The 17,035-nt window shown below is 52.9% G+C and carries 17 protein-coding genes; 8 read left to right on the forward strand and 9 right to left on the reverse strand.

Annotated features, from left to right (window positions below):
* Positions 1-73: 73 nt before the first annotated feature.
* The 4 genes from glpG to gntX form a co-directional block, all read right to left on the reverse strand.
* Positions 74-907 (reverse strand): rhomboid family intramembrane serine protease GlpG, encoded by an 834-nt coding sequence (gene glpG, locus JC793_RS00715; protein ID WP_218427164.1) that lies wholly within the window; start codon positions 905-907, stop codon positions 74-76.
* Positions 908-921: 14 nt separating this feature from the next.
* Positions 922-1,248 (reverse strand): thiosulfate sulfurtransferase GlpE, encoded by a 327-nt coding sequence (gene glpE / locus JC793_RS00720; protein ID WP_004237957.1) that lies wholly within the window; start codon positions 1,246-1,248, stop codon positions 922-924.
* A 134-nt stretch (positions 1,249-1,382) separates the two neighbouring features.
* The gene (gene nfuA, locus JC793_RS00725; RefSeq protein ID WP_004237958.1) at positions 1,383-1,961 is read right to left on the reverse strand and encodes a Fe-S biogenesis protein NfuA; all 579 of its coding nucleotides are present in this window, start codon (positions 1,959-1,961) and stop codon (positions 1,383-1,385) included.
* A gap of 61 nt (positions 1,962-2,022) precedes the next feature.
* Complete coding sequence (gene gntX, locus JC793_RS00730; RefSeq protein WP_218427166.1) at positions 2,023-2,706, reverse strand: DNA utilization protein GntX; 684 nt, start codon at positions 2,704-2,706, stop codon at positions 2,023-2,025.
* A gap of 36 nt (positions 2,707-2,742) precedes the next feature.
* Here gntX and bioH point away from each other — a divergent pair, with 36 nt between their 5' ends.
* On the forward strand, positions 2,743-3,516 hold the full coding sequence (bioH, locus tag JC793_RS00735; protein WP_218427168.1) for a pimeloyl-ACP methyl ester esterase BioH: 774 nt from the start codon (positions 2,743-2,745) through the stop codon (positions 3,514-3,516).
* A gap of 66 nt (positions 3,517-3,582) precedes the next feature.
* Here bioH and JC793_RS00740 read toward each other — a convergent pair whose 3' ends face one another.
* The 5 genes from JC793_RS00740 to JC793_RS00760 form a co-directional block, all read right to left on the reverse strand.
* Entirely contained in the window at positions 3,583-4,482 is a 900-nt protein-coding gene (locus tag JC793_RS00740; protein ID WP_218427169.1) for a hypothetical protein, read from the reverse strand.
* A 159-nt stretch (positions 4,483-4,641) separates the two neighbouring features.
* On the reverse strand, positions 4,642-4,875 hold the full coding sequence (locus JC793_RS00745; protein ID WP_046895025.1) for a FeoC-like transcriptional regulator: 234 nt from the start codon (positions 4,873-4,875) through the stop codon (positions 4,642-4,644).
* Between the two features lie 15 nt (positions 4,876-4,890).
* Positions 4,891-7,212: a Fe(2+) transporter permease subunit FeoB gene (feoB, locus tag JC793_RS00750; protein WP_052927183.1), complete on the reverse strand. Its 2,322-nt coding sequence runs from the start codon at positions 7,210-7,212 to the stop codon at positions 4,891-4,893.
* 85 nt (positions 7,213-7,297) lie between these two features.
* Entirely contained in the window at positions 7,298-7,525 is a 228-nt protein-coding gene (gene feoA, locus JC793_RS00755) for a ferrous iron transporter A (RefSeq protein WP_186725358.1), read from the reverse strand.
* A 325-nt stretch (positions 7,526-7,850) separates the two neighbouring features.
* The gene (locus JC793_RS00760) at positions 7,851-10,178 is read right to left on the reverse strand and encodes a Tex family protein (protein WP_052927184.1); all 2,328 of its coding nucleotides are present in this window, start codon (positions 10,176-10,178) and stop codon (positions 7,851-7,853) included.
* A gap of 185 nt (positions 10,179-10,363) precedes the next feature.
* Between JC793_RS00760 and greB the strand changes: the two genes are divergently transcribed.
* The 7 genes from greB (at position 10,364) to pstB (ending at position 17,024) form a co-directional block, all read left to right on the forward strand.
* A complete protein-coding gene (gene greB, locus JC793_RS00765; protein WP_052927185.1) occupies positions 10,364-10,849 on the forward strand; it encodes a transcription elongation factor GreB in 486 nt (161 codons plus the stop codon).
* 50 nt (positions 10,850-10,899) lie between these two features.
* Complete coding sequence (gene ompR, locus JC793_RS00770; RefSeq protein ID WP_046895021.1) at positions 10,900-11,619, forward strand: osmolarity response regulator transcription factor OmpR; 720 nt, start codon at positions 10,900-10,902, stop codon at positions 11,617-11,619.
* On the forward strand, positions 11,616-12,950 hold the full coding sequence (envZ, locus tag JC793_RS00775) for a two-component system sensor histidine kinase EnvZ (RefSeq protein WP_166706823.1): 1,335 nt from the start codon (positions 11,616-11,618) through the stop codon (positions 12,948-12,950). The genes ompR and envZ overlap by 4 nt, the downstream gene beginning before the upstream one ends.
* Before the next feature lie 295 nt (positions 12,951-13,245).
* On the forward strand, positions 13,246-14,286 hold the full coding sequence (gene pstS, locus JC793_RS00780; RefSeq protein WP_107679888.1) for a phosphate ABC transporter substrate-binding protein PstS: 1,041 nt from the start codon (positions 13,246-13,248) through the stop codon (positions 14,284-14,286).
* An 84-nt stretch (positions 14,287-14,370) separates the two neighbouring features.
* Positions 14,371-15,327, forward strand: coding sequence for a phosphate ABC transporter permease PstC (gene pstC, locus JC793_RS00785; RefSeq protein WP_054423462.1), 957 nt, complete (start codon positions 14,371-14,373; stop codon positions 15,325-15,327).
* A 1-nt stretch (position 15,328) separates the two neighbouring features.
* Entirely contained in the window at positions 15,329-16,216 is an 888-nt protein-coding gene (pstA, locus tag JC793_RS00790) for a phosphate ABC transporter permease PstA (RefSeq protein ID WP_107679889.1), read from the forward strand.
* A 31-nt stretch (positions 16,217-16,247) separates the two neighbouring features.
* Positions 16,248-17,024, forward strand: a complete 777-nt coding sequence (gene pstB / locus JC793_RS00795) for a phosphate ABC transporter ATP-binding protein PstB (protein WP_004237979.1) — start codon at positions 16,248-16,250, stop codon at positions 17,022-17,024.
* Positions 17,025-17,035: the final 11 nt, after the last annotated feature.

The following is a 17,035-nucleotide window of genomic DNA, read 5'->3' on the forward strand; positions in this document are numbered from 1 at the left end:
GTCAGATCAATACCACCGCATAGTCAGGATCGTGCCGTGACAGGTGGTGGTGGTGTCATATTGTCATTATTATTCAGGCCGCCCGGCGGCGGTTATCCCATACAGCCATCAGCAGGCCGGTCGCCAGACCGGACGCATGTGCCATATTTGCGATCGGTATTGTACCAAATAAATCAAAATAACCGATAACCAGCCATAATACGGAGAACATCATCATGGCGGCGGGCAGATAAATACCGGCCGACGGATTGCGTGCGCCGGTGTACCAGACATAACCGATCAGCGCGAAGACCACGCCGGATAAGCCGCCGAAAGATGAACCGCTGAAAAAGGATTGCGCCCAGCAACTGACCAGGGCAGAGATAAGGGTGATCACCAGCAGCCGTCCGCTGCCGAGCTGTTTTTCCACCTGGCTGCCGAGATACCACCACAGTGCCAGGTTCATCAGAAGATGCGTCAGGCCAAAATGCAGGAAAACCGGGCTTATCCACCGCCACAGTTCACCCTGCTGGTCAGGCTGCGGCCATGCCAGATAGTCCATCACTGCGTCAGTACCGCTTATCTGCATCCACAGAAAGACCAGCGCGCACAGCACCGTGACAGCGATAGTCAGCGGCCCGGCCGGCGTCACCAGATTGCTGAAGACGCGGGAAGCCGGATAGCGGAACGGGGAATCGGTTTCACCGGATTCCCAGCTGGCCGCGAGATAGCGTTTATTCATCGGATCACGCATAAAGGTGTCCAGCTCAGACTGTGTCTGCGCCAGCTTGCTTTCGTCTTCGAGCCACAATTCCGCACCGCGCCCTTCGCGGGTGGCACGCATGGTAAGCTCAATATCCCGCGAGGCCATATAATCAATAAATGACTGGGCAATCCGCGGGTTGGCGATGGTGATCAGATAAACCATATAGCTGTCCGTTGTTAAGCGAGTGACCTGACTGTGTCCGGGTAGTTGCGCAACCAGGCTTCAAAGCCGCCGTTGATGCTGTATACCGTTTCATAGCCGACATTAAGCAGATACTGAGCCGCGCCCTGACTGCTGTGCCCATGGTAACACATGACCATAACCGGCTGCTCATAATCTGTCTGATCCATGAAGGTGTTTACAGTGTCGTTTGTCAGGTGAAATGCGCCGTCAGTGTGACCGGCACGGAAGCTTTGCGGATCACGGATATCAACCAGGACAGCCCCGTTCTGCTGCCAGAGTTCATACGCCGTATCGGGTGTGATTAAGCGGATTTGTTCCATAATGATTTTTCGTATGCAGGTGAATATCAGCGGTGACAGAGCACCGCCGGAAACCCGCCCGGCAGTTCACCGGACGGTATATATCACGGCCGTGCGATATCCGGCCGGTACAGCTCTATCAGTAAACAGCGCTGTCAGTAATAAGAGTGTTCGCCGCGCTGATGTTCAGTCAGGTCTTTAACGCCTTTCAGTTCACCGGCAAACATATTCAGTAACTCTTTTTCGATCCCTTCCTTCAGAGTGACATCGACCATTGAGCAGCCGTTACAGCCGCCGCCGAACTGGAGGATGGCATAGCCTTCATCCGTGATTTCCATCAGGGAAACACGGCCGCCGTGTCCGGCCAGCTGCGGGTTGATCTGAGATTGCAGGACATATTCGACACGCTCGATCAGCGGAGCGTCATCAGCCACTTTACGCATTTTGGCGTTCGGGGCTTTTAAGGTGAGCTGAGAGCCGAGCTGATCGGTCACGAAGTCGATCACGGCTTCGTCAAGGAATGGCGCGCTCAGTTCATCAACATAGGCGGTCAGCTGCTCAAACGGCAGCGCGGTATCGGTCGCTTCCACAGCGTCAGGCGGACAATAAGAGACTCCGCATTCCGCATTGGGAGTGCCCGGGTTAATAACAAAAACACGGATTTGTGTGCCGGGTTCCTGGTTGGCAAGCAGTTTGGAAAAATGTGCCTGCGCAGCGTCAGTAATAGTAATCATAACATTGCCCAAAAATAGTTGACTGTTCCGGTTGGTTATAATACGCCCATTTGCGGGTTCACTACAAGGTGCGGCAAAGGCACCACACCCGGACTGCCGCCGCACCCGCACGAATGAGCAATTCAGACAGCGCTGTCATGGTCGCCCCTGTTGTGATGACATCATCGGCCAGCGCAATATGCAGTCCGCGGACATCCCGGGTTAAGGCAAAAGCAGAAGGCAGGTTTGTCAGGCGCTGCGTGCGGGACAGCATCCGCTGGCTCAGTGTAGCACGGGTACGGATAAGGCCGGAACTGTCGTAAGGACAGCGCAGCCATTTTGCCAGCAGGCGGGCGATAAGGTCGCTCTGATTAAACCCGCGCCGCCATTGCCGGTAACGGTAAAGCGGTACACTGAGCAGTAAATCCGGCTTCGGATATTCCCCCGCGCGGTAAGCTGCCAGTACCCGGAGCAGCAGCAGTCGTGCCAGCGCACGGGCAATGTGGGTCTGCCCGCTGTATTTGAGGCGGTGAACCAGGGCGGCCAGCGGCGGCTGATAGCCGGTCACCGCCAGCAGGCTTTGCCACGGCGGCGGCGTCTGCAGACAACGGCCGCACTCCGGCTCCGGGGTTACCAGCGGCAGGCCGCATCTCCGGCAGACCGGCGGCATCTCCGGGAGTCCGCGTATGCAGAATCCGCAGATACCGTGTGCGGCAATTGCCAGTGGCTGATTGCACAGCAGGCAGTAATTCTCAATAATAACCATCCGTCTTCCCTCCGGATAAATAAGGAAACAATAACGATGGCTACGCTTTTTTGGCAGCAGAGCGGACAGGGTTCGCGCGATCTTGTGCTGTTACACGGTTGGGGACTGAACAGCGAAGTGTGGAACAGCATTGAAATGCGGCTCGCACCGCATTTCCGTATTCACAAGGTTGACTTACCGGGTTACGGACGCAGTCAGGAATTTGGTGAGATGTCACTGACGGAGATGTCGGATACCGTATTCGTGCAGATGCCGGAAAAAGCAGTACTGGCAGGCTGGTCGCTGGGCGGGCTGGTGGCTGCTGATATTGCGTTGCGTTATCCGCAGGCGGTGAGTCATCTGGTGACAATCTGTTCGTCGCCCTGTTTTAGTGCGCAGGAGGAAGATGGCTGGCCGGGAATTAAGCCCACTGTTCTGAGCGGTTTTCAGCATCAGCTGGCAACAGATTTTCAGCGCACCGTGGAGCGTTTTCTGGCATTGCAGACACTGGGAACCGCCAGTGCCCGTCAGGATGCCCGCACACTGAAATCCGTCGTACTGGAACAGCCGATGCCGGATGCGGCAGTACTGAATGCCGGACTGGAAATTCTGAGAACCGCCGATCTGCGCGGCGGACTGACGACCCTGACGATGCCGTTCCTGCGGATTTACGGCTATCTGGACGGGCTGGTGCCGCGTAAAGTGGCATCACTGCTGGATGAACAACTGCCGTCATCTCCTTCCGTGATTATGCGCAACAGTGCACATGCGCCTTTTATTTCACATCCGGATGAGTTTTGTGAGGTACTGACGGGGTTTGCAGGCCGGTAATCAGAAAAAAGCCGGTCAGTTTAATCACCAACCGGCTTTTACCGAATTCTGATTCAGATGAAGGACTCAGCTGCGGCCTTCTGCTTTACGCTGCGCCAGGCGTGCTTTAAGTGATGCGGCACTGAAGACTTTGCCCTCAGAAGAGCCTGATGTTTTAACGGCGACTCCCGGTGTTGTATTGGCGGTTTTATTCATGCAGTATCTTCCTTTGGCAGCCTGATTGTTTTTTGCACTATAACGCGGGGCAGAATTATCGTCAAAAATTTTTGACTCAAATTCTAATTCTTTTGCATATTGTTTTTCTTCATCAATCATCATGGTTATCAGTTCAGTTAATGCGTTTTTATTTTCAAATCTCTCAGCGATCTTTTTTATTATACTATCATGGTAATTATTAATTTCTGATGGTTTTATCCAGTTAAGTTGGTTATCAATAATACCATCTCCATACCATATTATTTTTGCAATATTTCCGCCGGAGAATTTGTCTGTCTTAAATGCATATTTCATACTTCGCGTAAGAAGATGCAGCCCGTGTTTTATAAACTGATAGTGATTGCCTGACTCATTAATCACCCGGATACCGGTAATAAATGATTGTATGGCTCGGGCAGAGCCTGAGCCTGCACCGTAAAAAATATGGCCATTTTCTTCACTGACGGATGCATTCTGCGAGTAAACAACCCGCCCGTCAGTACGGTCTACCTCTATGATTTCACATTCATCGTTATCGATTTCAGATATTTCGGCCATTCGTTCAGCGTATTCTTCATCCACACCGGGGGCGGATGTCAGATATGAGGCCAGCGTTGCTAATATCGGATTAATATCACCGGAAAAAAACAGGATGCTGTCATTAAAGACATAGAATTTTTTAAAGGGAGGTTGGGCTGGCCGATCAAATTGATCTGTCCGGCGCTCATCCGCTGCGGAAAAAACAGTTTCTTTTGATATTATTGTTGTCATCTTTATTTTTATTGGCAGTGAGCAAAGAACAATAATATTTTATATTCTGATAAAAATTGATGCTATTTATTTCGGATGTCTTAATAATATGGAATGTCAGTGCTTATTTTTAATAAAAAACGAATCATTTAATTAAAAATGATTCGTTTTAAATTATTATTATGAACGGATCTGATACACCTTTGTATCGCAGCCCTGACTTTCCGGGCACTGTTTGCAACTGCTGCTCAGGCAACTGCTGACATCCACGGCCTCAATTTTTCCCATGGCTGCCAGCTTTTCCATCATGGCCTGCACCAGGGTTTCCGGGGTATTCAGCTGGTGGCTGAGGAGCCGGGCATCTGCCCGGCCGTTCAGAGCAATGGCGTCACGTACTGCGATCAGGCTGATCATGTCCGTGTCCTTTTATCAGTGGCACTCGTTACCGGAGCAGCCACCGCAGCGGCTGTGTGCATCACGGCGGAAGCCGCTGAGATTCACCCGGCTGCGTGTGCGGCGTAACAGCGCAAACAGAATCAGGTTGAAAATCACCACCACAGCGATAATCACAGAACTGCTGCCCGGATGCGCACTGAATGTGGCTGCCTGATAGAACAGTGCGGCCAGTGAGTAAGCCACGTTCAGACCCCACAGGATAGAGAACGTCATCCAGCCGCGGCTGGTTTCACGGGCGATAGCCCCCATCACCGACACACACGGTACATACAGCAGTACAAAGATCAGATAGCTGTATGCAGCGACACCAGAACCGAATTTCGCGGCCATGGTACCCATGGTGCCGCCATCCATTTCACCGTCACCTTTACTGGCTTCGATCGGGTTGGACAAGGCTGCGAACGTGAACGTATCTGCCAGTGAATCCAGGGTTTCATTGACAGCATCACCCAGCTCGCCCCATAAATCGAAAGCTTCCGGATCAAACGGTTCGTTGGTGATACTCTCGGCGGTGTAGAGGGTGTTCAGTGTCCCGACCACCACTTCTTTCGCCATCGCACCGGTGATCAGACCGACAGTCGCCTGCCAGTTATCATTGGTTACACCAATCGGGCTGAGCAGCGGAGTGACCACTTTACTGACCGAAGCCAGTGCGGAATCATTGATGCTGTCCGCCGGTTTGCCGGAGAAACTGAAGCTGTTCAGTGCACCGATCACCATACTGGCGACAATAATTACTTTACCCGCACGTACCACAAAGCCTTTCAGGCGCTGCCAGGTCTGCATAAACAGGGTTTTCATATGCGGCACATGGTACACCGGCAGTTCCATCACAAACGGTGAGGCTTCCCCGCGCATGATAGTGTGCTTGAGCAGCAGACCGGTGAGGATAGCCACCACAATCCCGAGGATATACAGGGAGAATACAATGCTTGCGCCGCTTTTGCCGAAGAACGCCGCGGCGAAAACCGCAAAGATTGCCAGCCGTGCCCCGCAGGACATAAACGGTGCCATCAGGACGGTGATCAGCCGCTCACGCGGCGCATCCAGGGTTCTGGCACCCATAATGGACGGCACGTTACAGCCGAAACCGACAATCAGCGGCACAAAGGATTTGCCCGGCAGTCCGAGTGCCTGCATCAGTCTGTCCATCACAAATGCGGCGCGGGCCATATAGCCGGAATCTTCCAGGAAGGAGAGGAACAGGTACATCATCCCGATTTGCGGCACCAGTGGTAGCACGGTGTTGATACCACCGCCGACCCCCTGGGCGAGGAAGATGGTCAGCCAGTCCGGGAAGCCGAGGGTGATCCCCAGCCATTGTGTCCCGTTAATGAAAATGGCTTCCGAACCGCCTTCAAACAACGGCTGTAATGCCCCGCCGATATTGATGGCAAGCACGAACATCAGATACATCACAAACAGGAATACCGGCACGCCCAGCCAGCGGTTGAGGACAATTCTGTCCATCGAAGCGGTCAGTTTGTTCGGCTCGGAATGGCTGTTATCAATGGTTTTTTCGCAGATATCCGCAATCGTCTGGTAGCGGGCATCCGCAATCACCAGTTCCGGCTCTTCCTGCTGCTGTGCCTGCATCGCATCACGGACGGACTGTACATGCTCCGGTGTGAAACCGGCGCGGGCCTGGCTGTAGATATCCCCTTCCAGACTTTGCAGTGCCAGCCAGCGGCGCTGTGTGGCACTGAATTCCTCTGCGGGAATAGATTGTGCGAGGCTGTTCATGCTGTCGAGCAGTGCCGCCGGATAGTTCACCAGCACGTCATGTGGTGCCATTGAGTGTTTATCGATCGCCGCTTTCAGCTCACAGATACCGGACGCGCGGGTGGAGACCAGCGGGATGACCGGGCAGCCGAGACGTTCTGACAGGGCTTTGATATCAATATTGATATTCGCTTTATCAGCGATATCCAGCATATTGAGGGCAATAATGCAGGGAACACCCAGTTCCAGCAGTTGCAGTGTCAGATAAAGGTTACGCTCGAGGTTGGATGCATCGACGACGTTAATCAGCATGTCCGCTTCACCGCTGAGGATAAAGTGACAGGCAATTTGTTCGTCTAAGGACGTTTGCTCGGAGATGGTGGTCAGTGAGTAGGTACCGGGCAAATCCACCAGCTCAATCTTGTGTTCCGGTGTGGTGAAATAACCGATTTTCCGTTCCACGGTCACACCGGCCCAGTTGCCGACGCGTTGTTTGGAACCGGTTAACTGGTTGAACAGCGTGGTCTTCCCTGAATTGGGATTACCGATGAGTCCCAGGGTGAGTGCTTTCATAGTGTCATATGCCAATCAATAAATACAAACCCCTCCTGCCGGAGGCAGAAGGAAAGAAGTGAGTCAGCGCGGGATGTGCGGCGGGTTATACCTGCACGTCATCAAGCATCAGCAGCGCCAGGTCTTTTTTTCTGAGCATCAGGTTGACGTGCCGGGTTTCGATTTGGATCGGATCGCCCAGCGGTGCGCTGCGGATCACCCGGAAAACGGAGCCGGGCAGCATGCCCAGAGACAATAATTTCTGACGGTATGCCGGGCTGATTTGCCCGGAAAAGCCCAGAATTTTATAACTGTGTTGTGGCTGAAGTGTCATAAAGGCTCCGGTTAACCATGCAAAAAGGAATGATATTGCAAATGATTATCGCACGAACAGTCCGGCAGAAAAATATCCTTACAAACTTAATTGATACTGTAAATGCAAATCATAACCAACAATGTTTTACCTATTTAGCCCGAAAAGTAACCAGTGAAGTTTGATGTATATCAAGATATCCGGCGTATAAAACAATTGAGAGCAGATATTTCACGTATTGATTTACGTTAGTAACAATTTTTACCACTGATTAACGCAATACACGACTAACGGGAGGGGAAAGTACGGGCAGCAGGCGCTGCCGCGTACAGGATACAGAGGGGAGTTACTTACGCTTACCGAAAGCGGCGGCGAGGGCATCACCCATCGCGCTGTTGCCGGCAGAGGTGTCACTGTTACCGTTACGGGCAGGGCGGCTGTTCTGCCGTTTTTCCGCCCGTGGCTTATCACTGCCGCCGCCGCGGCGGGCTGCCGTTTCCGGCTCCTCATCCATCCGCATGGTCAGCGCGATACGCTTACGGGCGATATCCACATCCAGCACTTTGACGCTGACAATATCCCCGGCTTTCACCACAGTATGCGGATCTTCCACATAGCGGTTTGCCAGCGAGGAGATATGCACCAGTCCGTCCTGATGAACACCGATATCCACAAAAGCACCGAAATTGGTCACGTTGGTGACCGCGCCTTCCAGTACCATACCCGGACGCAGGTCATTCATGGTTTCAATGCCATCGGCAAAGGTCGCGGTTTTGAACTCCGGACGCGGGTCACGGCCGGGTTTCTGCAGCTCTTTGAGGATGTCAGAAACCGTCGGCACACCGAATTGTTCAGTAACAAAGTCCTGCGCTTTCAGGTTACGCAGCACATCACTGTTACCCATCAGGTCGCTGAGGGTTTTTTCTGTGGCCTGAAGGATTTTTTCCACCACCGGATAGGCTTCCGGGTGAACAGTGGAGGCGTCCAGCGCATTTTTTCCGCCCGCGATACGCAGGAATCCGGCACACTGCTCAAAGGCTTTCGGGCCGAGACGTGCGACTTTCAGCAACTGTTTGCGGTCAGCAAAACGGCCGTTTTCATCACGCCAGTCAACAATATTCTGTGCAATGACTTTGCTCAGTCCGGCAACGCGGGTCAGCAGGGCGACAGAGGCGGTATTGAGGTCAACGCCGACGGCGTTTACGCAGTCTTCCACCACCGCATCCAGCTTGCGGGCGAGTTGTGTCTGGCTGACATCATGCTGATACTGGCCGACCCCGATGGATTTCGGATCGATTTTTACCAGCTCAGCCAGCGGATCCTGTAACCGGCGGGCGATAGAAACCGCCCCGCGCAGTGAGACATCCAGATCCGGAAACTCTGCCGCTGCCAGTTCTGACGCGGAGTAAACTGAGGCTCCGGCTTCGCTGACGATCACTTTCTGGGCTTTGATATCCGGGAACTGTTTCTGCACATCCGCAAAGAAACGCTCGGTTTCGCGGGAGGCGGTACCGTTACCGATAGCCACCAGTTCAACATGGTATTTCAGGCAGAGTGCCGCGACTGACGCCGCTGCTTTGGCGGTCTGTCCGGTGTGCGGATAAATGGTGTCAGTGGCCAGCACTTTACCGGTGGCATCCACCACCGCCACTTTCACCCCGGTACGCAGACCCGGGTCCAGTCCCATCGTCGCGCGCATACCGGCCGGTGCCGCCATCAGTAAATCACTGAGGTTACGGGCGAAGACATTAATGGCCTCATCTTCTGCTTTTTCGCGCAGCGCGGCCATCAGTTCGGTTTCGAGGTGCAGCAGCACTTTCACCCGCCATGTCCAGCTCACCACCGCTTTGCGCCAGCTGTCTGCCGGGGCATTGTTAAAGCGGACACCGAGGTAATCGCGGATGAGTTCTTCGCAATAGCTCTCTTTCGGCGGCTCCTCACACTGCGGATCAGCATTGAGGGAGAGTTGCAGAATTCCCTCATTACGGCCGCGGAACATTGCCAGGGCGCGGTGTGACGGGACATTGGCAATCGGTTCGTGGTGATCAAAATAATCACTGAATTTTGCGCCTTCCGCTTCTTTACCGCTGATCACAACGGAAACCAGGTGCGCATTACGCCACAGGTAATCACGGACTTTCCCCAGCAGACCGGCATCTTCCGCGAAACGCTCCATCAGAATGTAGCGTGCACCGTCAAGGGCGGCTTTGGTGTCTGCCACGCCTTTTTCGCTGTCAATATAGGTGGCGGCGAGGGTTTCCGGGGTCTGTGACGGGTCCTGCCACAGCGTGTCTGCCAGCGGTTCCAGACCGGCTTCTGCCGCAATCTGTCCGCGTGTGCGGCGCTTGGGTTTGTAAGGCAGGTAGAGGTCTTCCAGCTCTGTTTTGCTGAGAGTACCGTTAATCGCCCCCGCCAGTTCAGGGGTCAGTTTGCCCTGTTCCTCAATGGATTTGAGGATGGTCTGACGGCGGTCGTTCAGTTCGCGCAGGTAGCTGAGACGGGTTTCCAGCTGACGCAGCTGAGTATCATCCAGGCCGCCGGTAACTTCTTTCCGGTAGCGGGCGATAAAAGGGACAGTATTTCCCTCATCCAGCAGGGTAATTGCGGCGGTGACCTGGCGGGTTTGTGCCTTCAGTTCACCGGCAATAATCTGGCTCAGAGATTCATTCATCATGATATTCTTTCCGGCTGCGATAAATTGACGTAAAAAAATTTCAGGGGACAGTTATACGTGTTCAAAACGGGAATTACCAGCCGATATAAAGTAATATAAATGAATTATGCATTGCTGTTATCTTTCAGAAAATGCATTTAGTATTACAATTTATTTAAATAATTTATTTTTTGTTTAGGTAACATATGGCAAAAAGTAACCTGATTACCCGTGAAGGATGGGATGCGCTGGATCAGGAGTTAAAATATCTCTGGAAAACAGAACGCCCGCAAGTCACTCAGGCAGTGTCAGAAGCCGCTGCGCAGGGTGATCGCTCGGAAAATGCCGAGTATATATACGGAAAGAAACGTCTGCGTGAAATTGACAGACGCGTGAGGTTTCTTTCAAAACGTCTGGATAATTTAAAAATAGTTGAGCCGGACCCCCGCCAGGAAGGAAAAGTATTTTTCGGGGCGTGGGTGGAGCTGGAAAATGATGATGAAGAAATTCAGACTTTTCGCATCGTCGGACCTGATGAATTTTCACCGGCAAAGAAATGGATTTCAGTTGATTCCCCTGTGGCCCGGGCATTAATCGGAAAACAGGCGGAAGATGAAGTAACGGTAATAACACCTAACGGTGAAGTGAATTATGTCATTTTGTCTATCCGCTATCAGCCGATTGCTGAATAGGCACAATTAATCTGAAGAGTTGCATGAAAAAATGAACCCGGGAGTCAAACATGCAGGAAAGTTATAAGATCCTTGTCGTTGATGATGACATGCGTCTGCGTGCGCTGCTTGAGCGCTATCTGAGTGAGCAGGGTTTCCAGGTCCGTACCGCCGCAAACGCGGAACAAATGGATCGTCTGCTGACGCGCGAATCAATTCATCTTATTGTCCTGGACCTGATGTTACCGGGCGAAGACGGGCTGTCTATCTGCCGCCGTCTGAGAAGCCAGAATAACCCGATTCCGATCATTATGGTGACGGCGAAAGGGGAAGAAGTGGATCGTATCGTCGGGCTGGAAATCGGGGCGGATGATTATATTCCGAAACCGTTTAACCCGCGTGAACTGCTGGCACGTATCCGTGCGGTGCTGCGCCGTCAGGCGAATGAACTGCCGGGTGCGCCGTCCCAGGATGACGCTGTGATTCAGTTCGGTAAGTTCCGGCTGAACCTCGGCACCCGCGAGATGTTCCACGAAGATGAAAACATGCCGCTGACCAGCGGTGAGTTTGCCGTACTGAAAGTGCTGGTGTCACACCCGCGTGAACCGCTGTCCCGCGATAAGCTGATGAGCCTGGCGCGCGGCCGTGAATACAGTGCGATGGAACGTTCAATCGACGTGCAGATTTCCCGTCTGCGCCGCATGATTGAGGAAGATCCGACACATCCGCGTTATATCCAGACCGTCTGGGGACTGGGTTACGTCTTCGTTCCGGACGGCAATAAAGCATGAAGCGGCTGCGGTTCTCGCCGAGAAGTACCTTTTCGCGCTCGTTATTTCTGGTCATCTTCCTGTTGTTTGCAACTATAACAACGAGTTATCTGGCCGTAGTGAACTTTATTGTCATGCCCAGTCTGCAACAGTTTAACCGGGTTCTGGCTTATGAAGTGCGCACACTGATGAGCGAAAAAATGGTGCTGAAGGACGGAACCGCAGTACGTGTTTCGCCGGCACTGCGTAAGAAAATTTATGAAGAGCTGGGCATTACCTTTTTTACCGAAGAAACAGCTGATGAGGGCGGATTGCGCTGGGCGCGTCATTTTGAATCCCTCAGTAAACAGATGAGTCATTATCTGGATGGCTACGCGGATGTCCGGCTGGAAGTCAGCCGTGATTATCCCGTGCTGTGGCTGAACTCCTATATTGCGCCGGATGTCTGGGTGAGAGTGCCGCTGACTGAAATTGGTCAGGATCAGTTCTCGCCGGTCTTCCGTTATATTTTTGCCTTTCTGCTGATTGTCTTTGCCGGGGTCTGGTTATTTATCCGTTATCAGAACCGCCCGCTGACCGAGCTGGAATCCGCTGCGCGGCAAATCGGTACCGGCGGGCCGCTGGTCCCGGTACGGGAAGCCGGCGCCGCGGAAGTGCGCTCGGTGATCCGTTCGTTTAACCAGATGTCCCGCGATATCAAAACGCTGGAGCAGGATCGTACTGTCCTGATGGCCGGTGTCAGTCATGACCTGCGCACGCCGCTGACGCGCATTCGTCTGGCAACGGAAATGATGAGCCCGGAGGATGACTATCTGGCGGAATCCATTAACAATGATATCGAAGAGTGTGACGGTATCATTGAGCAGTTTATGGCGTATCTGCGTACCGGCCGTGAAATGGAGATGGTGCATCTGGAACTGACATCTGTCCTTAATGAGGTGACTGAAGCGCACATCCACTCGGATGTCACACTTCAGAATGATGTTATTCAGGCACCGGTTTATCTCACCGGTAACCCGATTGCGATTAAACGCGCGCTGGGCAACATGCTGGTGAATGCCACCCGCTACGGTAACGGCTGGATACGTGTCAGCAGTGGTCTGGATGCACATTTTGCCTGGTTTCAGGTGGAAGATGACGGCAACGGTATTGATGAGGCGGATATCCCGCATTTGTTCCAGCCGTTTGTGCAGGGTGAGAAAGCGCGCAGCAATAAAGGCACCGGGCTGGGGCTGGCTATTCTGCGCCGTATTGTGGATGCGCATGACGGTAAAATCGAGGTCGGCCGCAGTCAGCGCGGCGGATTCCGTATCCGCGTGATGCTGCCGCTGCCGGATGACAGAGACGATTAATTATTATGACAGCGGCATGTCATCGTCATGTGGCTGTCATAAATCCCCGCGGTAAGCGATTATCCCGGGGATTTTGTTTTTAATCTCAATAAAATCAGTTTGTTGGTTGTATATCCTGCTTTTGTTCTTTCGCATCATTTTTCCGCGTTTGTGTTCCCGCGCACCTGCAGTGTCATAAAACTGTCATATAACCTACATATTATTGTCACCAGATTGTCCTATTTTCCCTCATGTTCCGACATTAACCAGATACAACGTTTATCGTCATTATCTATAAATCCCGTCAGGAGGGATCATGAAACCGATGCGTACCGCAGTAGCCACTGTTATGGCAGCGACACTTTCTCTCTCTGCATTTTCTGCATTTGCCGCGACCAGTCTGACCGGGGCGGGTGCAACATTCCCTGCGCCGGTGTATGCGCAGTGGGCTGATACTTACCAGAAAGAAACCGGTAACAAAGTAAACTACCAGGGGATTGGCTCCTCCGGCGGCGTGAAGCAGATTGTCGCCAACACTGTTGATTTCGGGGCGTCAGATGCGCCGCTGTCCGAAGATAAACTGGCCGCTGATAACTTATTCCAGTTCCCGACCGTAATCGGCGGTGTGGTGCTGGCCGTCAACCTGCCGGGTCTGAAATCCGGTGAACTGGTGCTCGACGGTAAAACCCTGGGTGATATCTACCTGGGTAACATCAAAAAATGGAATGACCCGGCAATTACCAAACTGAACCCGTCAGTGAAACTGCCGGATCAGGATATCGCGGTTGTCCGCCGTGCGGATGGTTCCGGCACCTCGTTCGTCTTCACCAGCTACCTGTCCAAAGTCAGCCCTGACTGGAAAGAGAAAGTCGGCGCAGGCTCTACCGTTAACTGGCCGGTCGGTCTGGGCGGTAAAGGTAACGACGGTATTGCGGCCTTTGTTCAGCGTCTGCCGGGCTCTATCGGTTACGTGGAATACGCCTACGCCAAACAGAACAAACTGGCTTACACCAAGCTGATTTCTGCGGACGGCGATGCGGTATCCCCGACCGGTGAAAGCTTCAGTAACGCAGCACGTAAAGCCGAGTGGACAAAAAGCTTCGCTCAGGATCTGACTAACCAGCCGGGTCCGAACGCATGGCCGATTACCTCCACCACTTTCATCCTGGTCCACACCAATCAGAAAGATGCCGCCAAAGGGCAGGAAGTTCTGAAATTCTTTGACTGGGCATACAAGAACGGCGGTGAGCAGGCAGAAAAACTGGATTATGCAGTACTGCCGCAGGAAGTGATTGAACAAGTCCGTGCATCATGGAAAACCAGTGTCAAAGACAGCAGCGGTAAGCCGCTGTACTGATACGGCAGATGATGAAGTGATTTTGAATTACCAGTAATTGATCCCCCCGTACCGGGGGGATCTGTGTTAAAGACGGAAGCGACTATGGCCGAACTGAAAACGGCAATGAAACCACCCGGCAAACGCGGCGATCAATTTTTCAGTGCCCTGGTAAAACTGGCGGCACTGATTACGCTGTTGTTGCTGGGCGGAATTATTATTTCACTGATTATTGCGTCCTGGCCGAGTATTGAAAAATTTGGCTTAGGTTTCTTATGGAATAAAGAGTGGAACCCGCCGGCGGAAGAGTACGGGGCACTGGTACCGATTTACGGCACCATCGTGACCTCGGTTATCGCACTGCTGATTGCCGTCCCGGTGAGTTTCGGGATCGCGCTGTTCCTGACAGAACTGGCACCTAACTGGCTGCGCCGCCCGCTGGGTATCGCAATCGAACTGTTAGCGGCCATTCCGAGTATCGTTTACGGCATGTGGGGACTGTTTGTCTTTGCCCCGTTATTTGCCACCTATTTCCAGCAGCCGGTCGGCGAGGTGATGTCGAGCATCCCGATTGTCGGCGAGCTGTTCTCCGGTCCGGCATTCGGTATCGGTATTCTGGCGGCGGGTGTTATCCTCGCCATTATGATCATCCCTTATATTGCCTCGGTCATGCGTGATGTGTTCGAGCAGACGCCGGTGATGATGAAAGAATCGGCTTACGGCATCGGCTGTACCACCTGGGAGGTGATCTGGCGGATTGTGCTGCCGTACACCAAAAACGGGGTGATCGGCGGCGTGATGCTGGGTCTGGGACGCGCCCTGGGTGAGACCATGGCGGTGACCTTTATCATCGGTAACACCTATCAGCTGGACAGCTTCTCGCTGTATATGCCGGGCAACAGTATTACCTCGGCACTGGCGAACGAATTCGCCGAAGCGGAATCCGGGCTGCATACCGCAGCACTGATGGAGCTGGGGCTGATCCTGTTTGTCATCACCTTTATCGTCCTTGCTATCTCCAAATTTATGGTGATGCGTCTGAATAAGAAAGAGGGGCGCTGAGATGGCTGAAATGAATATTCAACAACCGAAAGTGGATATCAGCGCACGGCAGAAACGTCAGTACTGGCGCCGTCAGAAAAACCGTATTGCTCTGTTCTTATCCATGTCCACGATGGCATTCGGGCTGTTCTGGTTAATCTGGATCCTGTTCTCGACAGTCACCAAAGGGATGGACGGCATGTCGCTGGCGCTGTTCACCGAAATGACACCACCGCCGAATACGGAAGGCGGCGGGCTGGCGAACGCCATTGTCGGTTCCGGCCTGCTGATTTTATGGGCTACGGTTATCGGGACACCGCTGGGCATTCTCGCCGGGGTTTATCTGGCGGAATACGGCCGTAAATCCTGGCTGGCGGAAGTGACCCGTTTTATTAACGATATTTTATTATCCGCACCGTCGATTGTGGTCGGGCTGTTTGTTTACACCATTGTGGTGATGCAAATGCAGCACTTCTCCGGCTGGGCGGGGGTGATTGCCCTGGCGCTGTTACAGATCCCGATTGTTATCCGTACCACGGAAAACATGCTGCGTCTGGTGCCGGACAGCCTGCGTGAAGCGGCGTATGCCCTCGGCACACCGAAATGGAAAATGATTTCAGCGATTACCCTGAAAGCCTCGGTTTCCGGGATTATCACCGGGGTGCTGCTGGCGATTGCCCGTATTGCCGGGGAAACGGCACCGCTGCTCTTTACCTCCCTCTCCAACCAGTTCTGGAGTACGGATCTGATGCAGCCGATTGCCAACCTGCCGGTCACTATCTTCAAGTTTGCCATGAGTCCGTTTGCGGAGTGGCAGAGTCTGGCCTGGGCGGGTGTTCTGCTGATCACACTGTGTGTGCTGTTAATTAATATCGTGGCGCGTGTGCTGTTTGCGAAGAAAAAGCACTGATTAAATGACTGCGGATGAATGAGAGAGAGTCATGAGTAAAATTCAAAACGTAACTGAAAGCAAAATTCAGGTCCGTGATCTGAACTTCTATTACGGCCAGTTCCACGCGCTGAAAAACATTTCGCTGGATATTGCCAAAAATAAAGTCACGGCCTTTATCGGTCCGTCCGGTTGCGGGAAATCGACCCTGCTGCGTACCTTCAATAAAATGTACGCGCTGTATAATGAGCAGCGTGCGGAAGGTGAAATCCTGCTGGATGGCACCAATATTCTGACAGATACCCAGGATATCGCGTTATTACGCGCCAAAGTGGGTATGGTGTTCCAGAAACCGACGCCGTTCCCGATGTCTATTTATGACAATATTGCTTTCGGTGTCCGCCTGTTTGAAAAACTGCCGCGTGCCGAAATGGATGAGCGGGTACAGTGGGCGCTGACCAAAGCGGCGCTGTGGAATGAAACCAAAGACAAGCTGCATCAGAGCGGCTACAGCCTCTCCGGCGGTCAGCAGCAGCGTCTGTGTATTGCGCGCGGTATTGCTATCCGCCCTGAGGTTCTGCTGCTGGATGAGCCGTGCTCGGCGCTGGATCCAATCTCCACCGGCCGTATTGAAGAACTTATCAGTGAGCTGAAATCGGAATATACCGTGGTGATCGTCACCCATAACATGCAGCAGGCGGCGCGTTGTTCTGACCATACTGCGTTTATGTATCTGGGCGAACTGATTGAATTCAGTGATACTGATACCCTGTTTACCACCCCGGGTAAGAAACAAACCGAAGATTACATCACCGGTCGTTATGGCTGATGCGGAGACAA

This window comes from Morganella morganii, from assembly GCF_019242955.1.
GTDB classification, from domain to species: domain Bacteria; phylum Pseudomonadota; class Gammaproteobacteria; order Enterobacterales; family Enterobacteriaceae; genus Morganella; species Morganella sibonii.

What these genes read in the sequence shown, in the direction of transcription:
- glpG (WP_218427164.1), bottom strand. Translation starts at nt 907, where the DNA reads ATGGTTTATCTGATCACCATCGCCAACCCGCGGATTGCCCAGTCATTT.
- glpE (WP_004237957.1), bottom strand. Translation starts at nt 1,248, where the DNA reads ATGGAACAAATCCGCTTAATCACACCCGATACGGCGTATGAACTCTGG.
- nfuA (WP_004237958.1), bottom strand. Translation starts at nt 1,961, where the DNA reads ATGATTACTATTACTGACGCTGCGCAGGCACATTTTTCCAAACTGCTT.
- gntX (WP_218427166.1), bottom strand. Translation starts at nt 2,706, where the DNA reads ATGGTTATTATTGAGAATTACTGCCTGCTGTGCAATCAGCCACTGGCA.
- bioH (WP_218427168.1), top strand. Translation starts at nt 2,743, where the DNA reads ATGGCTACGCTTTTTTGGCAGCAGAGCGGACAGGGTTCGCGCGATCTT.
- JC793_RS00740 (WP_218427169.1), bottom strand. Translation starts at nt 4,482, where the DNA reads ATGACAACAATAATATCAAAAGAAACTGTTTTTTCCGCAGCGGATGAG.
- JC793_RS00745 (WP_046895025.1), bottom strand. Translation starts at nt 4,875, where the DNA reads ATGATCAGCCTGATCGCAGTACGTGACGCCATTGCTCTGAACGGCCGG.
- feoB (WP_052927183.1), bottom strand. Translation starts at nt 7,212, where the DNA reads ATGAAAGCACTCACCCTGGGACTCATCGGTAATCCCAATTCAGGGAAG.
- feoA (WP_186725358.1), bottom strand. Translation starts at nt 7,525, where the DNA reads ATGACACTTCAGCCACAACACAGTTATAAAATTCTGGGCTTTTCCGGG.
- JC793_RS00760 (WP_052927184.1), bottom strand. Translation starts at nt 10,178, where the DNA reads ATGATGAATGAATCTCTGAGCCAGATTATTGCCGGTGAACTGAAGGCA.
- greB (WP_052927185.1), top strand. Translation starts at nt 10,364, where the DNA reads ATGGCAAAAAGTAACCTGATTACCCGTGAAGGATGGGATGCGCTGGAT.
- ompR (WP_046895021.1), top strand. Translation starts at nt 10,900, where the DNA reads ATGCAGGAAAGTTATAAGATCCTTGTCGTTGATGATGACATGCGTCTG.
- envZ (WP_166706823.1), top strand. Translation starts at nt 11,616, where the DNA reads ATGAAGCGGCTGCGGTTCTCGCCGAGAAGTACCTTTTCGCGCTCGTTA.
- pstS (WP_107679888.1), top strand. Translation starts at nt 13,246, where the DNA reads ATGAAACCGATGCGTACCGCAGTAGCCACTGTTATGGCAGCGACACTT.
- pstC (WP_054423462.1), top strand. Translation starts at nt 14,371, where the DNA reads ATGGCCGAACTGAAAACGGCAATGAAACCACCCGGCAAACGCGGCGAT.
- pstA (WP_107679889.1), top strand. Translation starts at nt 15,329, where the DNA reads ATGGCTGAAATGAATATTCAACAACCGAAAGTGGATATCAGCGCACGG.
- pstB (WP_004237979.1), top strand. Translation starts at nt 16,248, where the DNA reads ATGAGTAAAATTCAAAACGTAACTGAAAGCAAAATTCAGGTCCGTGAT.